At 38.8% G+C, this 18377-nt stretch carries 16 protein-coding genes; 11 read left to right on the plus strand and 5 right to left on the minus strand.

Features of this window, described 5'->3' with window-relative positions; genetic code table 11:
* The first annotated feature begins 396 nt into the window (after positions 1 to 396).
* Positions 397 to 2322: a PAS domain S-box protein gene (locus GLW08_RS15300; protein WP_160849522.1), complete on the plus strand. Its 1926-nt coding sequence runs from the start codon at positions 397 to 399 to the stop codon at positions 2320 to 2322.
* Between the two features lie 109 nt (positions 2323 to 2431).
* Here the strand turns inward: GLW08_RS15300 and GLW08_RS15305 are convergent, their stop codons facing one another.
* On the minus strand, positions 2432 to 4474 hold the full coding sequence (locus GLW08_RS15305) for a sigma-54 interaction domain-containing protein (RefSeq protein WP_160849523.1): 2043 nt from the start codon (positions 4472 to 4474) through the stop codon (positions 2432 to 2434).
* A 154-nt stretch (positions 4475 to 4628) separates the two neighbouring features.
* Between GLW08_RS15305 and yfcC the strand changes: the two genes are divergently transcribed.
* The 4 genes from yfcC to GLW08_RS15325 all read left to right on the plus strand — a co-directional run bounded on the left by yfcC (position 4629) and on the right by GLW08_RS15325 (position 9113).
* The gene (gene yfcC / locus GLW08_RS15310) at positions 4629 to 6146 is read left to right on the plus strand and encodes a putative basic amino acid antiporter YfcC (RefSeq protein WP_160849524.1); all 1518 of its coding nucleotides are present in this window, start codon (positions 4629 to 4631) and stop codon (positions 6144 to 6146) included.
* A 59-nt stretch (positions 6147 to 6205) separates the two neighbouring features.
* Positions 6206 to 7375, plus strand: coding sequence for a beta-aspartyl-peptidase (gene iadA, locus GLW08_RS15315; RefSeq protein ID WP_160849525.1), 1170 nt, complete (start codon positions 6206 to 6208; stop codon positions 7373 to 7375).
* An 87-nt stretch (positions 7376 to 7462) separates the two neighbouring features.
* Positions 7463 to 8536, plus strand: coding sequence for a PQQ-dependent sugar dehydrogenase (locus GLW08_RS15320; protein ID WP_160849526.1), 1074 nt, complete (start codon positions 7463 to 7465; stop codon positions 8534 to 8536).
* Between the two features lie 103 nt (positions 8537 to 8639).
* Complete coding sequence (locus GLW08_RS15325; RefSeq protein ID WP_237458468.1) at positions 8640 to 9113, plus strand: hypothetical protein; 474 nt, start codon at positions 8640 to 8642, stop codon at positions 9111 to 9113.
* A 346-nt stretch (positions 9114 to 9459) separates the two neighbouring features.
* On the opposite strand, the gene nhaC is transcribed toward GLW08_RS15325, so the two are convergent.
* The 3 genes from nhaC to GLW08_RS15340 all read right to left on the minus strand — a co-directional run bounded on the left by nhaC (position 9460) and on the right by GLW08_RS15340 (position 12400).
* Positions 9460 to 10872, minus strand: coding sequence for a Na+/H+ antiporter NhaC (gene nhaC / locus GLW08_RS15330; protein ID WP_160849527.1), 1413 nt, complete (start codon positions 10870 to 10872; stop codon positions 9460 to 9462).
* 151 nt (positions 10873 to 11023) lie between these two features.
* Positions 11024 to 12031 carry a rod-share determining protein MreBH gene (gene mreBH, locus GLW08_RS15335; RefSeq protein ID WP_160849528.1) on the minus strand — a complete coding sequence of 336 codons (1008 nt, stop codon included), beginning with the start codon at positions 12029 to 12031 and terminating at the stop codon, positions 11024 to 11026.
* A gap of 237 nt (positions 12032 to 12268) precedes the next feature.
* Positions 12269 to 12400 (minus strand): YflJ family protein, encoded by a 132-nt coding sequence (locus GLW08_RS15340; RefSeq protein WP_084102941.1) that lies wholly within the window; start codon positions 12398 to 12400, stop codon positions 12269 to 12271.
* A 179-nt stretch (positions 12401 to 12579) separates the two neighbouring features.
* On the opposite strand from GLW08_RS15340, the gene GLW08_RS15345 reads away from it, so the two are divergent.
* The 3 genes from GLW08_RS15345 to GLW08_RS15355 all read left to right on the plus strand — a co-directional run bounded on the left by GLW08_RS15345 (position 12580) and on the right by GLW08_RS15355 (position 15079).
* Positions 12580 to 13329, plus strand: a complete 750-nt coding sequence (locus tag GLW08_RS15345; protein WP_160849529.1) for a YkgJ family cysteine cluster protein — start codon at positions 12580 to 12582, stop codon at positions 13327 to 13329.
* Positions 13330 to 13360: 31 nt separating this feature from the next.
* Complete coding sequence (locus tag GLW08_RS15350; RefSeq protein ID WP_160849530.1) at positions 13361 to 14023, plus strand: MOSC domain-containing protein; 663 nt, start codon at positions 13361 to 13363, stop codon at positions 14021 to 14023.
* A gap of 285 nt (positions 14024 to 14308) precedes the next feature.
* Positions 14309 to 15079 carry a CAP domain-containing protein gene (locus GLW08_RS15355; RefSeq protein WP_160849531.1) on the plus strand — a complete coding sequence of 257 codons (771 nt, stop codon included), beginning with the start codon at positions 14309 to 14311 and terminating at the stop codon, positions 15077 to 15079.
* 458 nt (positions 15080 to 15537) lie between these two features.
* Here the strand turns inward: GLW08_RS15355 and GLW08_RS15360 are convergent, their stop codons facing one another.
* Positions 15538 to 16314, minus strand: a complete 777-nt coding sequence (locus GLW08_RS15360) for a phosphatidate cytidylyltransferase (RefSeq protein WP_160849532.1) — start codon at positions 16312 to 16314, stop codon at positions 15538 to 15540.
* Between the two features lie 248 nt (positions 16315 to 16562).
* On the opposite strand from GLW08_RS15360, the gene GLW08_RS15365 reads away from it, so the two are divergent.
* The 3 genes from GLW08_RS15365 to GLW08_RS15375 all read left to right on the plus strand — a co-directional run bounded on the left by GLW08_RS15365 (position 16563) and on the right by GLW08_RS15375 (position 18326).
* Positions 16563 to 17075: an O-acetyl-ADP-ribose deacetylase gene (locus tag GLW08_RS15365; protein ID WP_160849533.1), complete on the plus strand. Its 513-nt coding sequence runs from the start codon at positions 16563 to 16565 to the stop codon at positions 17073 to 17075.
* Between the two features lie 96 nt (positions 17076 to 17171).
* The gene (locus GLW08_RS15370) at positions 17172 to 17639 is read left to right on the plus strand and encodes a nucleoside deaminase (protein ID WP_160849534.1); all 468 of its coding nucleotides are present in this window, start codon (positions 17172 to 17174) and stop codon (positions 17637 to 17639) included.
* A gap of 189 nt (positions 17640 to 17828) precedes the next feature.
* On the plus strand, positions 17829 to 18326 hold the full coding sequence (locus GLW08_RS15375) for a PTS sugar transporter subunit IIA (RefSeq protein ID WP_160849535.1): 498 nt from the start codon (positions 17829 to 17831) through the stop codon (positions 18324 to 18326).
* Positions 18327 to 18377: the final 51 nt, after the last annotated feature.

Raw genomic sequence — 18377 nt, forward strand, 5'->3', positions numbered from 1 at the left:
TTTGTATTTCCTTTATCTCAAAACGATTCACAGGAAATTCTGGGTTGTCGGAAATCCCCCCGCTTAATAAAGGTATTTATCTCGAATCCAAGTCTTCAAGATAATGGGGCTATAATGGAAGATCAACAGCAGTATTCATCAAAACCTTTTATAAAAATACAATATTGCAAGAAAATATAGACTTTTCTGAATACTTTTTGTTATATATCAATCCTGGTTTGTGATATTCTATACATAAGTCACCCAAAGAATCTATGTTTTTATGTCGAATTTAGTTGAATATTGTATTATTTCAACGAAGATATACAAATATTAACTGGTTTAGTATAAGATAATAGAAACAACCTTTTGGGGAATGTGCGGAGTAGGTTAACTTAAGAGAAGAGAGGTTATATTGTGGTTCATGTTACTGGAAAAGGCACACATCTTTCAATTGAGGAGTGTTTCCAATTAGTTGAATCTATGGGACATTGGGTATGCATTCACGAAAAAGAACACAATAGCATAGCTTGTCATCCTAAGTTTCAGAAGTTAATTAACGAACCGCACCGAGAGATGTATGTAGAATCGTGGTTATCTTCTTTCCATATACAGGATCGATCGATTTTGCGCCTTATTCTAAATCACAAGCAACAGGCACCGAAAAATGAGGTAACAGTACGGCTTCTTATCAATGGGGAAGAACCTCAGTGGATTCAATTGAAAATTGTAGAATTATCTGATGAATTAACATGCCTTATTGGAAAATCTCTGCAAACAGAAGAAATACGAACTATACCAAAAGCAACTTTAACCGAGCCATTCGTTTCTAATAATGTTGACCATTTGATGACATGGTTATCACTAATCGACAATCAGATGAGTACTACAGAAGAAAATACTTCTAAAGAAAATGCGTATCCATCAACAACTAAATCTGGTTCTGATAGCTTATATAAAAGAGTCAAAGATATTGTCGAAAGAATCCCGCATGGGTTTGCTGTTATTAGCCAAGAATGGGAAATTATCTATATTAATCCTACCCTAGAAGATATTATTGGCAAGAGTTTAAAAGATATATATAAGAAGAACTATTGGGATGTCTACCCTATTGATTTATATCATAATTATTTTATACAGTTTACAAAAGCACTTGAGACAAAACAGGTTGTTCAGTTTCAAGACTATTTATATGATGTTGGTAAAATTATTGAAGTAACAGCTTATCCTTCCGATAATGAATTAACTTTATTTGTCCAAGACATTACACAGTCTAAATCATATGTAGAAGCCTTACGAGAAACGGAAGAGCGTTTTTCATTGCTTGCTGAAAATGTGAATGAAGCCTTTTGGATAGGCTCCTCTTCCTTTCATGATTATGACTATATAAGTCCAAGCTTTGAGAGGATATTTGGTATCTCCATAACGGATTTAATGAAGAATCCTTCTGTTTGGTTACAGTATATTCATGAAGACGATCGGCAGAAGGTGTTGGAAGGCTACAAGCGGATGCGTATGGATAAGATTGCGGTTGAATTCCGTTTTAAAGTTCCATCTGGACAAATGAAATGGATTAGAACTAAAGGCTATCCTTTACATCGCATGGGGAAAACGATTGTAGTAGGGGTTCATGAAGATATAACAGAAATAAAAGAAAAAGAGGTACTCCAGTCTAAGTCTGAACAATATGAAACGGTTGTAAGAGTCGCAGCGGGTATAGCTCATGAGATTCGCAATCCTCTTACATCCATAAAAGGTTTTTTACAATTAATGCTTTCAAATGAATCAGGGGAGAATCAATATAGTGAAATCATCTTCTCTGAGTTGGCGCGGATTGAAACCATTGTAAACGAGTTTATGCTATTAGCGAAGCCTGAATCAGAGAAAGCGCTAGTGGATACTGATGTAGTTGAAATTGTCCAATATTCTCTATCCTTATTTCATCATCAAATCAAACAACAGAATGTTCAAGTGGAGATGGTGATCGATTCGGATATCCCTGATATAAAATCAGATTCGAAACGCTTGAATCAAGTTTTTATAAATCTAGTGAAGAATTCATTAGAAGCCATGGAAGATGGAGGAGAATTACTTGTTTCTGGGTGTTTTAATCAGGATGAACAAAACCTTGTGTTCAAAATCCAAGATAGTGGTAAAGGGATCGGAAAGGAACAGCTTGAACGTATTGGGGAACCCTTTTTCACAACGAAAGAAAAAGGAACTGGTTTAGGGATCATGGTCACAACAAAGTTTGTTGAAAGTTTAGGTGGTACCCTGCATTATGATAGTGAAGTAGGAAAAGGTACTACAGCTACAGTGACATTACCTAAGTACACGAGATGAATATTTGGAAAGCACCCCAATTTTTTGGGGTGCTTTTATTCAGCTTTAGCGCAGTGTTTGATTTCTTAAGAAGATAAGGGTAAAAGGAATAGAGCATATGAGGAGAGTATCAAACATTGTTTTCTAAATAGTTTACTGCTTTAGGTGTTAAGTTTGTTCCAGTTCGGCCTCTTCCAATAGAGATGTATCCTTTACTTTGGAGTTTATGGAGTTGGGTTCGTATTTGTTGTTCGGTCATGGCTAATCCTTGGTCCGTGGATTCTCTCACTAATTTCTGTCTGCTGGCTCGTTCCCCGCGCTTGTTAATTTGATAAATGGAATGTAGAAGTGTTTCGTTTCTTTTGGCATCAACCCAATCCTCTTCAACTGAGGAAGGAAATGGTTGTTGATATATATATTCGTTGGGTGGTGCTGCATTTGGTAGGTCTTCTAGTGTTATTTTTTCTTTTTCTCTCACGGCAAGCATATAGGATATGGTGTTTTTTAACTCGCGTACATTTCCATACCACTTATTTCTTATTAGGGAATCCATGACTTCTTGCGAGATAGATACAGGCTCATGGGCTTGTTCCTTAATAAAGTGTTCAATGAGTGGAGGAATATCATTCACTCGCTCTCTTAGTGGTGGTAACTGGAGGCATAAAACCTTTAGTCTATGATATAAATCTTCTCTAAATTGACCTTCATGTATTAATGACATAAGATTTTTATTCGTGGCCGCAATAATACGAACGTCGATAGGGATATTCTTATTTCCACCTATACGACGTATTTCCATTTCTTGAATAACACGTAGTAATCTAGCTTGTAGCTTCAAACTAACGTCTCCTATTTCATCAAGGAATATTGTTCCCCCATCTGCCTGCTCAAAAAGTCCTTTTTTCCCGCCTTTTTGTGCTCCTGTAAAAGCCCCTTCTTCATAACCAAATAACTCACTTTCAATTAATTCCTCTGGCAATGCACTGAAATTCATGGCTAAGAAGGGTTGGTATTTTCTAGAGGAAACATTGTGAATGGAATTGGCATACAGTTCTTTTCCTGTTCCACTTTCACCTTGAATGAGAACTGGTAATTCAGTCTTTGCTAGTTTCCTTGCTACCTTCTTTGTGTTCTCTATCATTTTACTGTTACCTATTATGTGATCAAAGGTATATTTGGCTATATATCCTTTATGTACAAGGTCATGTCTAGCTGCTTTTTCAATGGAGATGGTCTCATCAGCATTTTTGAATATAAGAATCGTTGTGCCTTCTTGTTCAAGATGGAACCGGTAAACCATTAGATTATAGTGATTAATGGTTAAGAAACGACTTCTATCTTTCTCCTTAAAAAGAAAGGAATATACTTGGTCATTCTTCAAAATTTGTTTAATGTTTTTGTTTATTGCATGTGTTGCAAAAACACCTGTGTATTGTTCCATCATTTGATTAAAAACAGAAATCTTTCCGTTCGTATCCATTGCAACAATTCCGTCATTCACTCCATCAACGACTTGCTTTAAGTGTTCATTTAATTGAACAGTTTGTTTGTGCATATCAGAGATATTCTGACTTAACTCAATAATCTTTCTTGTGTAACGATCGGAAATATCCCCACCAAGCTGCTCCTTTAGGTGGAAATGCTCTAAGATGTCCATGATGGTAGTAATATCAATTAATCTAACACCAATGTTTATGACGTTATCAATATGATCTGGAACTAGGTGGACTTCACCAGGAGTGATGGCTGTCTTGATACCCAAATGTTCTTGTGTGACAGTCGTTCCGGGGTGATAAGGAATATACTCAATATGGTCAATTCCGGTTTTAAGCAAGGTGTGGATCGCTTCTTCAGACGTTTCTGGAAAGTCATTTACATATAAAACTTTTGAACCTTCTTTTAATTGAAAAAGTTGCTCTATGTACTGATAATTTGTTGTTCTTCTACTAACAATTACTTCGCAGCTATCATCAACCACATGCCGAACCTCTGAATCAATTAAATGCGAGGAATAGACTATCAATTTGTTAGTCAGCAAGTTAGGGAGTGAAGTCTCTGAGGCGTAACTTGTAATGAATATGAATTCTCCTAGAATATCTTTGAGTTGTTGATGGAGGGTTAGCCTAGTCTCTTCTGTACCTGCTAGGAGTATAAGCTCTCTTTTAGTATACATCTTAATCATCCTTTATTGGTTCTAATTGGGTATATTATAACAACCAATTCACTAAAAAATATAGTAACATCAGCGATTTGGTGGGAAAATTCAGAATTTTAAACTTGGCATAGTTTTTGCATATTAAGAGATAAATGATTAGGGAGGAATCCAGATGGCTGAAGAGCAACAACAGAAAAATAAAGAGGTCAAAGTGCCTCACACGTACGTCATTATCTTTTTTGTAGTCTTACTTGCTGCTGCATTAACGTACTTAGTACCTGCAGGAAAATTTGACACGAAAGAAGTAACCTATCAAAAAGGAGGAACGGAAGAAACAGAGACCGTATTAATTCCAGATAGCTTTCAAATTGTAAAAAATGATAATGGGGAAGCGTTGAAAGAGGGAACGACCCTATTTGAACCTGGCGGTGGTGCCGGTTTATTAAATTATGTGTTTGAAGGATTGGTATCAGGAAGCAAATGGGGCTCTGCAGTCGGTGTTATTGCCTTCATTCTCATTGTTGGTGGTGCTTTTGGAATTATTATACGTACACGTGCAATTGAAGAGGGGATATTAAAGGTTATTGATCGAACCAAAGGTAAAGAAGCCTTAATCATACCTGTCTTGTTCTTTTTATTCTCCTTAGGTGGAGCGGTATTTGGTATGGGTGAAGAGGCGATTGCTTTTGCCATGATACTTGTACCTATTGTGGTAGCTCTAGGGTATGATGCCATAACAGGGGTAATGATTACGTATGTTGCTACACAAATTGGATTTGCAACTTCTTGGATGAATCCATTTGGTGTGGCGATTGCTCAGGGTGTAGCTGGTGTCCCAGTATTTTCAGGTTCTCTGTTTCGTATTGTAATGTGGCTTTTCTTTACCATTGTAGGGATTATATTTACATGGCAATACGCTTCAAAAATTCGGAAGAACCCTGAGCACTCCTTGTCCTATCAATCGGACGAATATTTTCGAGAAGATTTTGAATCAAGAGATCTAAATGTCAATTTCACTCTAGGTCACTCGCTGGTACTAGTGACTGTTCTAGCAGGGATAGTATGGATTATCTGGGGTGTGGTAGCCCATGCTTATTACATCCCGGAAATTGCTAGCCAATTTTTCACGATGGGTATTGTAGCCGGTATAATTGGTGTCATATTCAAGCTGAATAAAATGGGAGTCAATGATATAGCAGATGCATTTGCACAAGGGGCAAAAGATTTATTACCAGCAGCACTCGTCGTAGGTATGGCTCAAGGTATTGTGATTATATTAGGGGGAGATAATCCTGCTGAACCTTCTATTTTGAATACGATTCTTCATAGTGCTGGAGAGTTGTTTAGTGGCGTAGCACCATCCATATCTGCTTGGTTTATGTATATTTTCCAAACCGTATTCAACTTTTTTGTTGTTTCAGGATCAGGTCAAGCTGCGTTGACGATGCCACTTATGGCTCCTCTAGCCGATTTAGCTGGTGTAACGAGGCAGGTTGCTGTATTAGCATTCCAGCTTGGTGATGGGTTTGCGAACATTATTGTTCCAACATCAGCAGCTCTTATGGGTACACTTGGAGCAGCTAGGTTAGACTGGGGAACATGGTTTAAATTTGTAGTGAAGTTCTTCGTCGTACTATTTATTTGTGGCTCTTTATTCGTCATCGTTGCTTCCTTAATAAATTTTGCTTAAAGAAGACTTGAAAATTATTAAAATAAGCTAGGACATACAACACGAAAGGTGTGACACACATGATTACAATACTAAAAAATGGGGAGATATATGCTCCGCAATATTTAGGGAAAAAAGATATCCTTATTGCAGGGAGTAAAATTAGTACAGTAGCGGATGAGATTCCTATACCTGAAGGAATTGGTGAAGTGAATGTCATTGATGCTTCAAATAAAATAATCACACCTGGTTTTATTGATGCCCATGTTCATATTACTGGTGGGGGTGGAGAAGGTGGTTATAAAAGTCGAACACCTGAACTTAATTTAACCGATGCAACCATAGGTGGGGTTACTACCCTTGTAGGAGTGCTTGGGACAGATGGAACAACAAGAACAATGGGCAACCTCATTGCTAAAGCAAAAGGATTACGGGAAGAAGGAATTAGTTGTTATGTTCATACAGGCTCTTACCAGGTACCAGTTAAAACGTTAACAGGAAGTATTGAAGGAGATTTGCTATATGTGGAGGAAATAATAGGTGCAGGGGAGATTGCTATATCGGATCATCGATCTTCACAGCCTACAGTTGAGGAATTCGCGCGGATAGCATCTGAAGCCCGTAATGGAGGAATACTTTCTGGGAAGGCAGGCATTGTGAATGTTCACGTTGGGGACAGTAAGGATAAGGTAGATTTACTAGAGGAAGTTGCAGAAAGTACGGAGATACCAATTAAACAATTTTATCCTACCCATATGAACAGAACACCTGAATTGTTTGAAGCAGGAATCCGCTATGCGAAAAAAGGTGGATATGTGGATTTTACAACGAGTACGATTCCGAAGTTTTTGGAAGAAGGCGAATTGAAATGTGGTAACGCTTTGAAAAAAATGCTCGAAGCCCATGTTTCTGTTGAACAGATTACATTTACTTCAGATGGACAAGCTAGCTTACCAGATTTCGATCAAAATGGAGACTATATCGGTATGAAAATTGGGAAAGTAAGCAGTCTTTACAATGCTGTTAAAGAAGCAGTTACGGAGTATCAAATTAACTTGGAGGAAGCGTTAAAGGTAATAACGTCAAACCCTGCCTCGATATTGAAACTTCACAAAAAGGGGCGTATAGATACTGGACTAGATGCTGATCTTGTCATGTTAAATCAGGACTTAGAAGTTGTTGATGTATTTGCATTAGGCAAGGAAATGGTGAGAAATGGTGAGCCAGTTGTGACAGGAACATTCGAATAATGAAAAGACAATAGACCTCTGGAAAGGGGTCTATTTTTATAATTTAAGGGAAAACAATAAGTAATCTTTTCATAAAAGGATGATGATATGAAAAAAATGATAGGTGTTATCTTAGTTGGTGTTTTGGTTGGATGTAGCTCTTCTCCATCAGAGCAAGAAAAGGACTCAAATCCCACAATAAATCAAACGAATGAACAACAAGTACTCGCAACAAATTTAAAAGTGCCTTGGGATATAGTGAAGTTTGAAGATGATTTTTTTATTAGTGAGCGAGGCGGAGATCTTGTGAAAGTTGAAGGTGAAGGGAATAAGACACCCATGCAGCTCCAGTTGCAAGAAGATATAGTGGAAGTTGGGGAAGGTGGTTTACTCGGTTTCATCGTTGCTCCTGACTTTACTAGTACGAAAGGTGCTTACTTATATCATACATACGTAGATGGGGGGAAGCGTTTGAATCGTGTTATAAAAGTAAAGCTTGAAAATGATACATGGGTAGAGCAAAAGGTATTGTTGGATCAAATACCAGGCGAGAGAATTCATAACGGTGGGCGTTTAGAAATTGGACCAGATGAGAAGTTATATGTGTCAACAGGAGATGCTGCGAATAAAAGCAGCGCACAGGATCTTAATAGCTTGTCGGGGAAGATTCTGAGGATGAACTTAGATGGAACAATACCTGGTGATAATCCATTTGAAAACTCTTATGTATATTCGTATGGTCATCGTAACCCACAGGGGATGACATGGAGCGAAGATGGAACCATGTATGCAGCTGAACATGGCTCTACTGCCCATGATGAAATTAACATCATTGAAGCTGGTAAAAATTATGGATGGCCTGTGATACAAGGCGATGAGCAGAAGGAAGGAATGGAGACACCTCTGTTTCATTCTGGTGATGATACATGGGCTCCGTCAGCATTAGCCTATCGAGACGGTAAGCTATATGCTGCAGGTTTACGAGGAGAGCAGATTAGAGAATTTAATGTAGACAGCATGGAGTCTACAATTTATCTTAGCGGTGTAGGACGTGTCAGGGATATTTTGTTTGCAAATGGTAACATGTATTTTATAACAAATAACACAGATGGCCGAGGGAATCCTCAGCCAGAAGATGACAAACTCATCAAATTACCATTGGAAGATAATGAAGGAGCATAGTTAAGGGGGAGCAGAGTATAAACGAAAGGCCCCTGTGAGTTGTAACAAATACCCAAGTGATGAATACACTATCATCGACTTCTTATAAAGGGGAGATGAGTTCATGTATCATCAACAACCATATAATATGCAAATGCCTTATGGACAAATGATGCCAGGTCAACAACAAGGTCAAATGGGGTATGGGCAACAAATGCCTATGCAACAAGGGCAAAACATGCAACAAGTTAAAAGTAAGCAAGATATGAAGGATTATTGCACAAAACACATGTATCATTTTGTAATCATTCAAATGAGTGACGGATCGGAACATGAAGGAATTATTGAGAACATTGATGCTGAGAACGTATTTATTCTAATGCCAGTTGGCGATGAAGATGAGGGGATGGAATCTTCTGAAGAGCGTCAATTTGGGTATGGACCTGGATTTGGATACGGTGGCGGTTACGGTGGTGGCTATGGCGGAGGCTATGGCGGAGGCTACGGCTATGGATATCCTCGTCGTTTCCGTCGTTTCCGTCGCTATCGATTCCCGTTCTTTGGAATTCGCAGATTCTTTTTCCCGTTCTTTTGGTAATAGAGTAGTTGAAAGCCCTACTTCGGTGGGGTTTTTTTATGGTATAAGAAATTATAAAAGTGTTGGCTTGTGTATATCATAATATGTATTGACGCGACGTTTAGCTCCAGCACCCAGCGACTAGTGTGCTTCCCTCGCCTTCGTACGATAAGTTAACATCGAATCACGCATGTTTTCGTGTATCCTTATCTCCTACGCAATCAGGTGAAGTCATCACTTGGCAACATCGAACCAATCGACGTCGTGTGGGCAGCAGTATATACGTCGCTAAATGGGCGCCCTGAGCTTTTGTTTTGTACTAAGAAGAAAAAACGGAGGTTCCATAGAGGAACTCTCCGATTTCATCTTATACTGATTCTTTTAGCGGAGTGGCCGCAGACAAGGATTTGGAAGGTGTTCTGCTAATAGATATTCCTGTGAATCCATACAAAAGGTTGAACGCAATGACTAGATATGCGAAGAAGATAAACGGAATAAAACTATAAGGACTAACTTGTAAGATGTTGCTGATGAAGACAGCTGTTACACCCCATGGAACTAAATTGATACCTACTGTACCTGCTGCTTCAACCGAACGAGATAGACTTTTCGGATTGATTCCTTTTTCTTGATACGATCCAACTAATCCACGAGCTGGTAAAATGATAGATAAATACTGTTCACCACAAGAAAAAGCAACAACAAGGGTGGAAAGTATGGTTGTAGAAATTAATGAACCAGTACTTTGTATTTTAGCGATGATGCCTTCTAGCAATGTTGTGAATACCTGAGTCCCCTCTAGTACACCTCCAAGAGCTGTAGCGATAACAACCAATCCAATTGTACTTAACATAGAGGTGATACCACCTCGTGTTAGTAAAGAGTTTAGTGTTTCCGAATTCGAATTTGCTTGGTATCCATCTGTCATGACTGTCATGATTTCGTTGACGGAGCTACCTTGTACAAAAAATGCCACTATCCCTCCAATGGTAGAAACAATAAGAAGGGATGGGAGTGCAGGGTACCTTTTTGCAATAATTAAAATGGTTATGAAAGGTAGAAGTAAGAGTGCTGGATGAATCGTAAATGAATTCATTAGGCCATCCATTATTTCATTCATTTTGTCGTTTTGTAAGTTGGTAGTGGACCTGTTCAGCCCTAACCACCAAAATAAAAGAAGCGTAATAATAAATGCGGGGATTGTGTCCCACAACATATGGCGAACATGGTCAAATAAATTCGCTCCCACCATGGCTGGTGCAATGTTTGTTGTATCAGATAAGGGGGAGAGTTTGTCTCCGAAAAAGGCACCAGAAACAATGGCTCCTACGATATGAGCAGACGGAATTCCCATGCTAGATCCAATTGCCATAAACGCTAATCCTACTGTTGCAACAGATGTAAAGGAACTGCCCAGCGAAATCGCTACAATACCAGTCGTAATCGCAACTGTTGGGAGAAATATAGTGGGATTTATAAATTCTAAGCCGTAATAGATGATAGTCGGAATGGTTCCACTAAGCATCCAAGTGCCGACAATTGTACCGATTATAAATAAGATGAATATGGCTGGTAAGGCTCGAGATACACCGTTTTTCATGAAATTTTGTATTTCGTCCCAGGAGTAGCCGTTAAGGAAGCCTAGAAGTGAAGCTACGGCTAGTCCGATGATTAAAGGTAAAAACATGCTTATTTCCCAAACCATGATTGAGTATGCAGCAGATATAATAACAGATAGTAAGGGTAATAAAGCGAGTAAAAAGCGTGGTTGTTTGTTCATGATGAGTTTCCTTTCTCGTATTCTATATAATTACTTTAGTGCTTTTATGCTTTTATCCACTAAAATACATTTTATAGTGTAAGAATAAGAGAGTCAATCCTTATGATTGAAATATACAAAAAGAGGTTGCCCTGGTGGGCAACCTCTCTCATTATTTTGCTGCTTTTTGTAATTTTTGAATCATTTTTAGGGAGCGTCCAGTACCAATAGCGACGGACTCTAATGGATTAGGTGCAAGATGAACGGGAACGTATATCTCATTGCTCAACCATTCCTGCATACCCTTAATTAGAGCGCCACCACCTGTAATAACTACTCCATTGTCGACAATGTCTCCACTAAGTTCTGGTGGACAATCTTCAAGTGTAGCCTTCACGGTTTCGAGGATATTCTCTAACGATTCACGAAGAGCTGATTGAACTTCTGTAGACGTAAGCGTAATCGTTTTTGGTAAGCCAGAAACCATGTCACGACCGCGAACTTCCATTGTCTCCTCTTCATGATCTACTAACGCATATCCTATTTCCATTTTAATTTCTTCTGCTGTTTTTTCCCCTATTAAAATGTTGTACTGCTTACGTACATGCTGGATAATTTCTTCATCCATGGTATCACCGCCATTACGGATGGAGCGGCAGGATACCACACCGCCGAAGGAAATAATTGCAACCTCACTCGTTCCTCCACCTACGTCCAAAATAACATTGGCAACAGGCTCACTTACTGGTAGGTCTGCACCAATCGCTGCGGCTACAGGTTCTTCGATTAAATGTACATTTTTCGCTCCATAGCTTTTTACCGCATTATGAATCGCGCGACGTTCAACAGAAGTAGAACCAGATGGTGTACATATAACAACATTAGGCTTACGCATAGATAGGCCAATCTCTTTGCTAACCTTCTTAAGCATTTCCTTAAGCATTTGTGCTGTAATATCATAATCAGCTATAACTCCTTCACGAAGAGGTCGTACAGGGACCACGTTCTTTGGAGTTTTACCAACCATTCGTTTCGCCTCTGTGCCGACTGCCAATACATTTTTTGTTGCCGAATCAATCGCAACAACGGAGGGCTCGTTCAACACAACCCCTTTACTCTTAGAGTAAACAAGAATATTAGCAGTACCTAAATCTATTCCAATCTCTGCATTTGTAAACATATAAAATTTCCTCCACTGGTGATAGGTTCTATTTATAGAAATTCTCTTATTGTAAGCATTTTTTGAGGGTATAGGTCGTGGTAAATCATACCTATTTCCACTAAAATATAGCTAACACACATTTTTTCCCAATCCTGACCTATTGTTAAACACGTACTGTCAAATATTGTGCTAGTAATAATAAGAAAAAAGGCATAAAAAAACAGGAAGCACACTGGCTTCCTGTTTTCTTAAGAACTATTCAGCTTTGTCGAAGTATAGGTTCGCTAGGATGTGTTTTTTGTAGCTCTCAAGCTTACGTCCTTCATAACGGCTCATGCCAAGTTTTTTAAGTTCGTTAACGTACCAACCTTTGCTTCCGATATGCATGCCTATCATCCTTTCATATATAATTCCTATCATTTCAGTGCACAAATCGTCGATAGTCATTGTATCATCATTTCCAAATTAGCGAAAGTCATTCACGAAATTTTTTTCTTCGTTTTGTTATGAAAGGGGGGATGCTATTGCATCGTTTGTTATAATACATAGGAAGGAGGGTTGTAATTATGCAGCCGCAGTCTTATTTATCCTACGAAGAAATACTTCAAAAGATTGAGCTACTCAACGCTCAATATGAAATAAATGACGAATATTTTTCTAGTATTGTGGACCAACTGTTAGCGAGTGATAAAGACGCTAATGAAATTGTGATGGAAGGGTTCCAATTAATGCTAGAACAAGTGAATAGAGAAATGGCCAAGATGGAGAATTTCATGGATGTGAAAGCATCCTGTTTTATGGGGTGTGCCTTTTGCTGTTATTTTCCGATCATCATTACTGGAATGGAAGCCAAGACGATGACACGAATTATTGAATCATGGCCAGAGGATCGCAAAGAGAAGATTGTCCATCACCTGCAAAACTACTTTGAAAAATATGAAAAAGAAGTAGAGCAGGTGACTTCTCTTGACCGCGATGATCCTAAATTCAAGCAAAACTATATTGCATCCCAGGTTCCGTGTCCGATGTTAGATACCGAAACAAATATGTGTATGGCCTATGAGATTCGCCCAATTCCATGCAGAACTTATGTGAATTATGCAGATCCTCAAGTTTGTGCGGATAATTATATGCCGAAAGAAACCATCAGTTATGAGTTCCTCTATGATTTTTACATGGGTGCTTTAAATGAAATTATGCAAGAACTCTATGAAAATGGCGAAGAAGCTTTTGTTGAGTATCCTTCAGATATATGGAACTATGACTTCCTGGCAAATTGGTTAAAAGATTGGGTGAAAGAAGAACAACAAGCGTAAGTTTTATAATGAGAGGAAAGGGAGGAGTTAGATGGAAGATGATTTTCGCATTATATCGATGCATGTGGGTAGGCCCGAAAATGTTGTACGAAATGGCGAAGAGCTCTACACAAGTTTTCTTAAGACACCTACGACAGATCAAATTGCTCTCTCCTCTCAAGGCTTAGAAGGCGATGGCCAAGCTGTAACCAAGTTCCATGGTGGGGTTGAAAAAGCTGTCTGCGTGTATCCTTATCAGCACTATGCATATTGGGAACAGCACCTCGACAAAAAAATGGAATTCCCTTCGTTTGGAGAGAACCTTACTGTAGATGGTCTCCACGAAGAGAACGTTTTTATAGGAGATGTGTTCCAGTGGGGAAATGCTAAACTTCAAGTAGTGCAACCTCGTAAACCATGTGAGCGTATCGCGTTTGTTCATCAAGTCAAAAATCTTACGAAAAAGGTTGTCCAAACAGGATACACGGGTTTCTATATGAGCGTGCTGGAGGAAGGAGAGGTTTCGGCTAACGATCGCTTTGATCGAATCCAAACAGACCCCAATGCTGTTTCTGTAGCATATGTGAATCAGATTAAACTGAAAGACCGACACAATATTGATGGAATACGCAACATTCTTCAAGTAGATGGTTTAGCGGATGAACTACGGCGAGGATTGCAGGAAAGATTGGACAAATTAGAAGAAAAAATATAACAAGTGTTTTACATGAAGGGTCTTTGTTGTAACAAAAGGGCCTTCTTTTTTTATGCGTCAATAGGCAATCATAAGAAATACTTAGAGTTTGAGGATAAAATAACCAATACTGTATAAATTGTGTGAACCTCTTAAAATTCACATATCTCAATAGTTTACACTATATAACGAAAAGGAATACTTTTTTTGATAGATTGTGTGGAAATATATCCCGTGATTGTTACAAAAAAATAGATGCTATGATGAGGTTGTCCCAAAAAACTACAACACGGGAGGAGATTCAACTTGTTTAAGAAAATTACAATCACATCTGCATTAGCAGCAAGCGTCATCGTTGGAGGCGTAGCTCAAACAGAGGCTAGCGCTCAATCTAACCAACAAGCAAAAAATATTCAGGTGTACTCAGAGCAATCTCTACAGTCATTTGATAGAGAGGATATCCAAAATTGGTTTTCTCAGCATCTATCAGACTATCAAGTAAAATGGGGCGAACAGCAATCAACACAGGAGAAACCTGAGCAAAATACAGAACAGCAGCCAACTCAAGAGCAGCCTGAACAAAATACAGAACAACAAGCTGAGCCTAAGGAGCAGCAAGAAGCAGCTCCAAGCCAATCATCTCAGCAACAAGAACAAGCACAAACAGAGCAGCAAAATACAGAGCAACAAGCGTCAACACTAAGTCAATATGAACAAAAGGTAGTGGAACTGACAAACGAAGAGCGTACAGCTCAAGGTCTAGAGCCACTAAAAATAGACAAGCAACTTAGCGATGTGGCAGAGAAGAAATCAGAAGACATGGCTCAAAACAACTACTTCTCTCACAACAGCCCAACGTATGGTTCTCCGTTTGATATGATGAATCAATTTGGCGTGGATTACCGTACAGCAGGTGAAAATATTGCTAAAGGTCAACCTACACCACAAGAAGTAGTAGATGCTTGGATGAACAGTGAAGGCCACCGCAAGAACATTATGAATTCAGATTTCACTCATATTGGAGTAGGTTTTGTAGAAGACGGTAATCTATGGACTCAACAATTTATTGGTAAATAACAATTATTAATCCCCTTATAACGTTAATTGTAGCGCATGGATGTATTCCATGCGCTTTTTTCGTCCAGGAAACTATAAACGGGTTAAGTTTGTGGATAACTTTGATAAGGTGATGTGGCCACGTCCAGCTGCAGCACCCAGCGACAAACAAACTTCCTGCACCTCCTTGCGATAAGTCAACATCGAACGCTTGAGCTCTTCGTGTTTCCTTTATCTCATACAGAATCAGGTAAAGTTCGATTAAAATAGCTACATCACGTAGCAACATCGAACCAACCTACGTCGTGTAGGCCACAGCATATACGTCTCAAATCGGGCGCTTACGCTCTTGTTCCGTTTGTTGAGGTGCAGTCAGGTTAAATTTTGTGATGCGCAATATTCTCTAAACCATTAAATTACGAAATCTTTAGAGTAAACTAAAAAAGCTCTCAGACCAAATCTGAGAGCTCTTGCATTATTTATAATACGCCTATTAACTTCAATCCTAAGAATACGAATATCCAACTGTCTAGTCGATCGAGTACACCACCATGACCAGGAAAGATATTACCTGAGTCTTTCACGCCATAATGGCGCTTTAAGCCTGATTCAACCAAATCACCAACTTGCCCAGCTATAGAGACCACAAGGGTGATTACTAATGTGTGAATGTAGCTTTGGTAAGCATCCAGTATGCTGTGAAGAGCAAAGCCAATGACTAGCGCTGTAATGATTCCCCCAGTAGCCCCTTCAATTGTTTTGTTAGGGCTGATAGCTGCAGCTAACTTGTGTTTACCGAATTTTTTTCCGATGAAATAAGCACCGGAATCCGTTGACCAAATCGTAAGAAGCACGACGAATGTCCAGATAACACCTTTTTCAATTCTAGCCTCTGCTAATGATTCAAATCCAAAGCCCAAATAAAGAACTCCGATTAAGACAGTACCTGCTTTTTCAATCGAGAATCCTTTGTTAAAAACTGTTGTGGTAATAAAGAAGATAACAAGGGCTAATAAAACTCTGATTTGGAATTGGGACGTCCCACCAAATAAGAGGGGAGAAAATAGTAAGATTACTCCTAGGGAGCCTACAAACCACTTCGTTCCGAACATCCTTATTTTGATTATGGTAGAGAATTCATAAAAAGCTATAAGAGCAAGTGCTAACGTTAAATAGGTAAACACATGCCCGCCTATAGTAAAGGGAATTAAGAATAGAATCGCTAACAAAACTCCCATTAAGATACGTTGTTTCATTATTACACTTCCTTGCATTTTCTACTTTTTTTTGTGAAAGAGCTAGTAAACAGTTTTAGGTTTTTAATCATGTACTTATACATAGAAACGTTTTGTAAATACTGCTTTACTAAGCCTACCATATGAATCGAAGGAATAGAAAATGAATTTTAATATAATTTTTACAAAATCATGGTGGATTGTTTGAAGATACTATATGGAAGGTAGAGAAATACTAGGGTCTTTCGAAAAAGGAAGGATGGATGACAATGAATAAGGTAATAGAAGTTATTGAAGGTGACATAACAACAGTGCAAGTAGATGCTATTGTGAATGCTGCCAATGAACAACTGGCAGGTGGTGGTGGGGTTGATGGAGCTATTCATAGAGCTGGTGGTCCTACCATCATGGCAGAATGTCGAGAGATTGGATCTTGTCCAACTGGTCAAGCTGTTATGACAAACGGTGGAAAGCTCCCAGCTGATAAAGTGATTCATACGGTTGGGCCAGTTTGGAGCGGAGGCAACCAAAAGGAAGCAGAGCTTTTAGCAAGTTGTTATCGAAACTCCCTTATACTAGCTGAGGAGTATCAGTTGAAACGTATAGCTTTTCCGAATATAAGCACAGGTGTATATGGATATCCTAAGAAAGAGGCTGCACGAATAGCTGTTCAAACAGTAGAAGACACACTAAGAAACCTCGATTATGTAGAAGAGGTGGTTTTTGTATGCTTTGATGAGGAAAATGAAAGCATATATAAAGAATCGTTAGGTCATAACTAAGTAGGTTAGAATATAGCCTTATGTGTGGTTTTTTTCTTCCATGTATAGGGTAATTCATTACTAGAGGAACTGATTGAGTAAGTAGGAGGAAACAGGATGAATTATGTAGAACATGCTTTGGAATTAGCCGTCGAAAATGTAAAGGAAGGAGGACACCCTTTCGGAGCAGTCCTTGTACAAGGGGATAAAGTTATAGCCGAAGGAGTGAACCAACTTCACCATAGGTTCGATGTGACTGCCCATGCTGAATTAGAAGTAATTCGAAAAGCGCAAGAGAGCTTACAAACGCAGGATCTAAGTGATTGTACCATGTATGCGAGTGGTGAGCCTTGCCCGATGTGTCTTACAGCCATGTACTTTGCGGGAATTAAAACAGTCTACTATTCTCAATCCATTAACGAAGCGGAAGAAGCCGGGCTAGGCATGGCCAAAACAGTGTATATGGATTTGGCTAAACCAAATGAACAGCGTGAAATCAATATGATCCATACTCCTTTTGAAAGTACAAACGAAGATCCAATGGAACTATACAAGCAACAGAATGAATCCACTTCTCATTCATAGTAGTGTATAAGGTGCTTTAGTGCTTTACTTGACAAACTATCTTTACCAATATACTCTATAGGTTGAATTGAGAAAAGCATAAGCTGTTTCACGCAAATGACTAGAAGCAAGCTCCATTCCCTTCAAGGGTGAGCATGGCCCTTGTGATTTTTTAATAAGGAACGATTACAACAAAAAAGGGTGATAAATATGTTCAAAAAACTATTTGGTAAGAAAGAAGAAAGCAAAGAAGCAACTTTAGTCGCACCATTAGATGGAAAGATTGTACAACTAGAAGAAGTCCCAGACCCTGTATTCTCTCAAAAAATGATGGGTGAAGGCATTGCGATTGAACCAGCAAACGGTGAGGTTGTAAGCCCTGTTGAGGGAGAAATCGTTCAGGTATTCCCTACAAAACATGCGGTAGGTATTCAAACTAAATCTGGAATTGAGTTACTTGTTCATATCGGCCTTGAGACAGTTAGTATGGATGGAGAAGGATTCGAAGCTCATGTGAAGCAAGGCGATAAAGTAAGTTCTGGAGATAAACTTATCACATTTGATGTTGATTTAGTTAATGAAAAAGCAAAAAGCTCAATTACTCCAGTTATCATCACGAACAGTGACTCTATTGAAAATCTAGAAACATTAAATACAGGTGAAGCGGTTAAAGGCGAAACAGAATTGCTTCATGTTCAAATGAAATAAATGGTTGGGTGTTATGAAAGAGCTTGGATTTGTCCGAGCTCTTTTTTTGTG

Source organism: Pontibacillus yanchengensis, from assembly GCF_009856295.1.
GTDB lineage: Bacteria > Bacillota > Bacilli > Bacillales > BH030062 > Pontibacillus > Pontibacillus yanchengensis_A.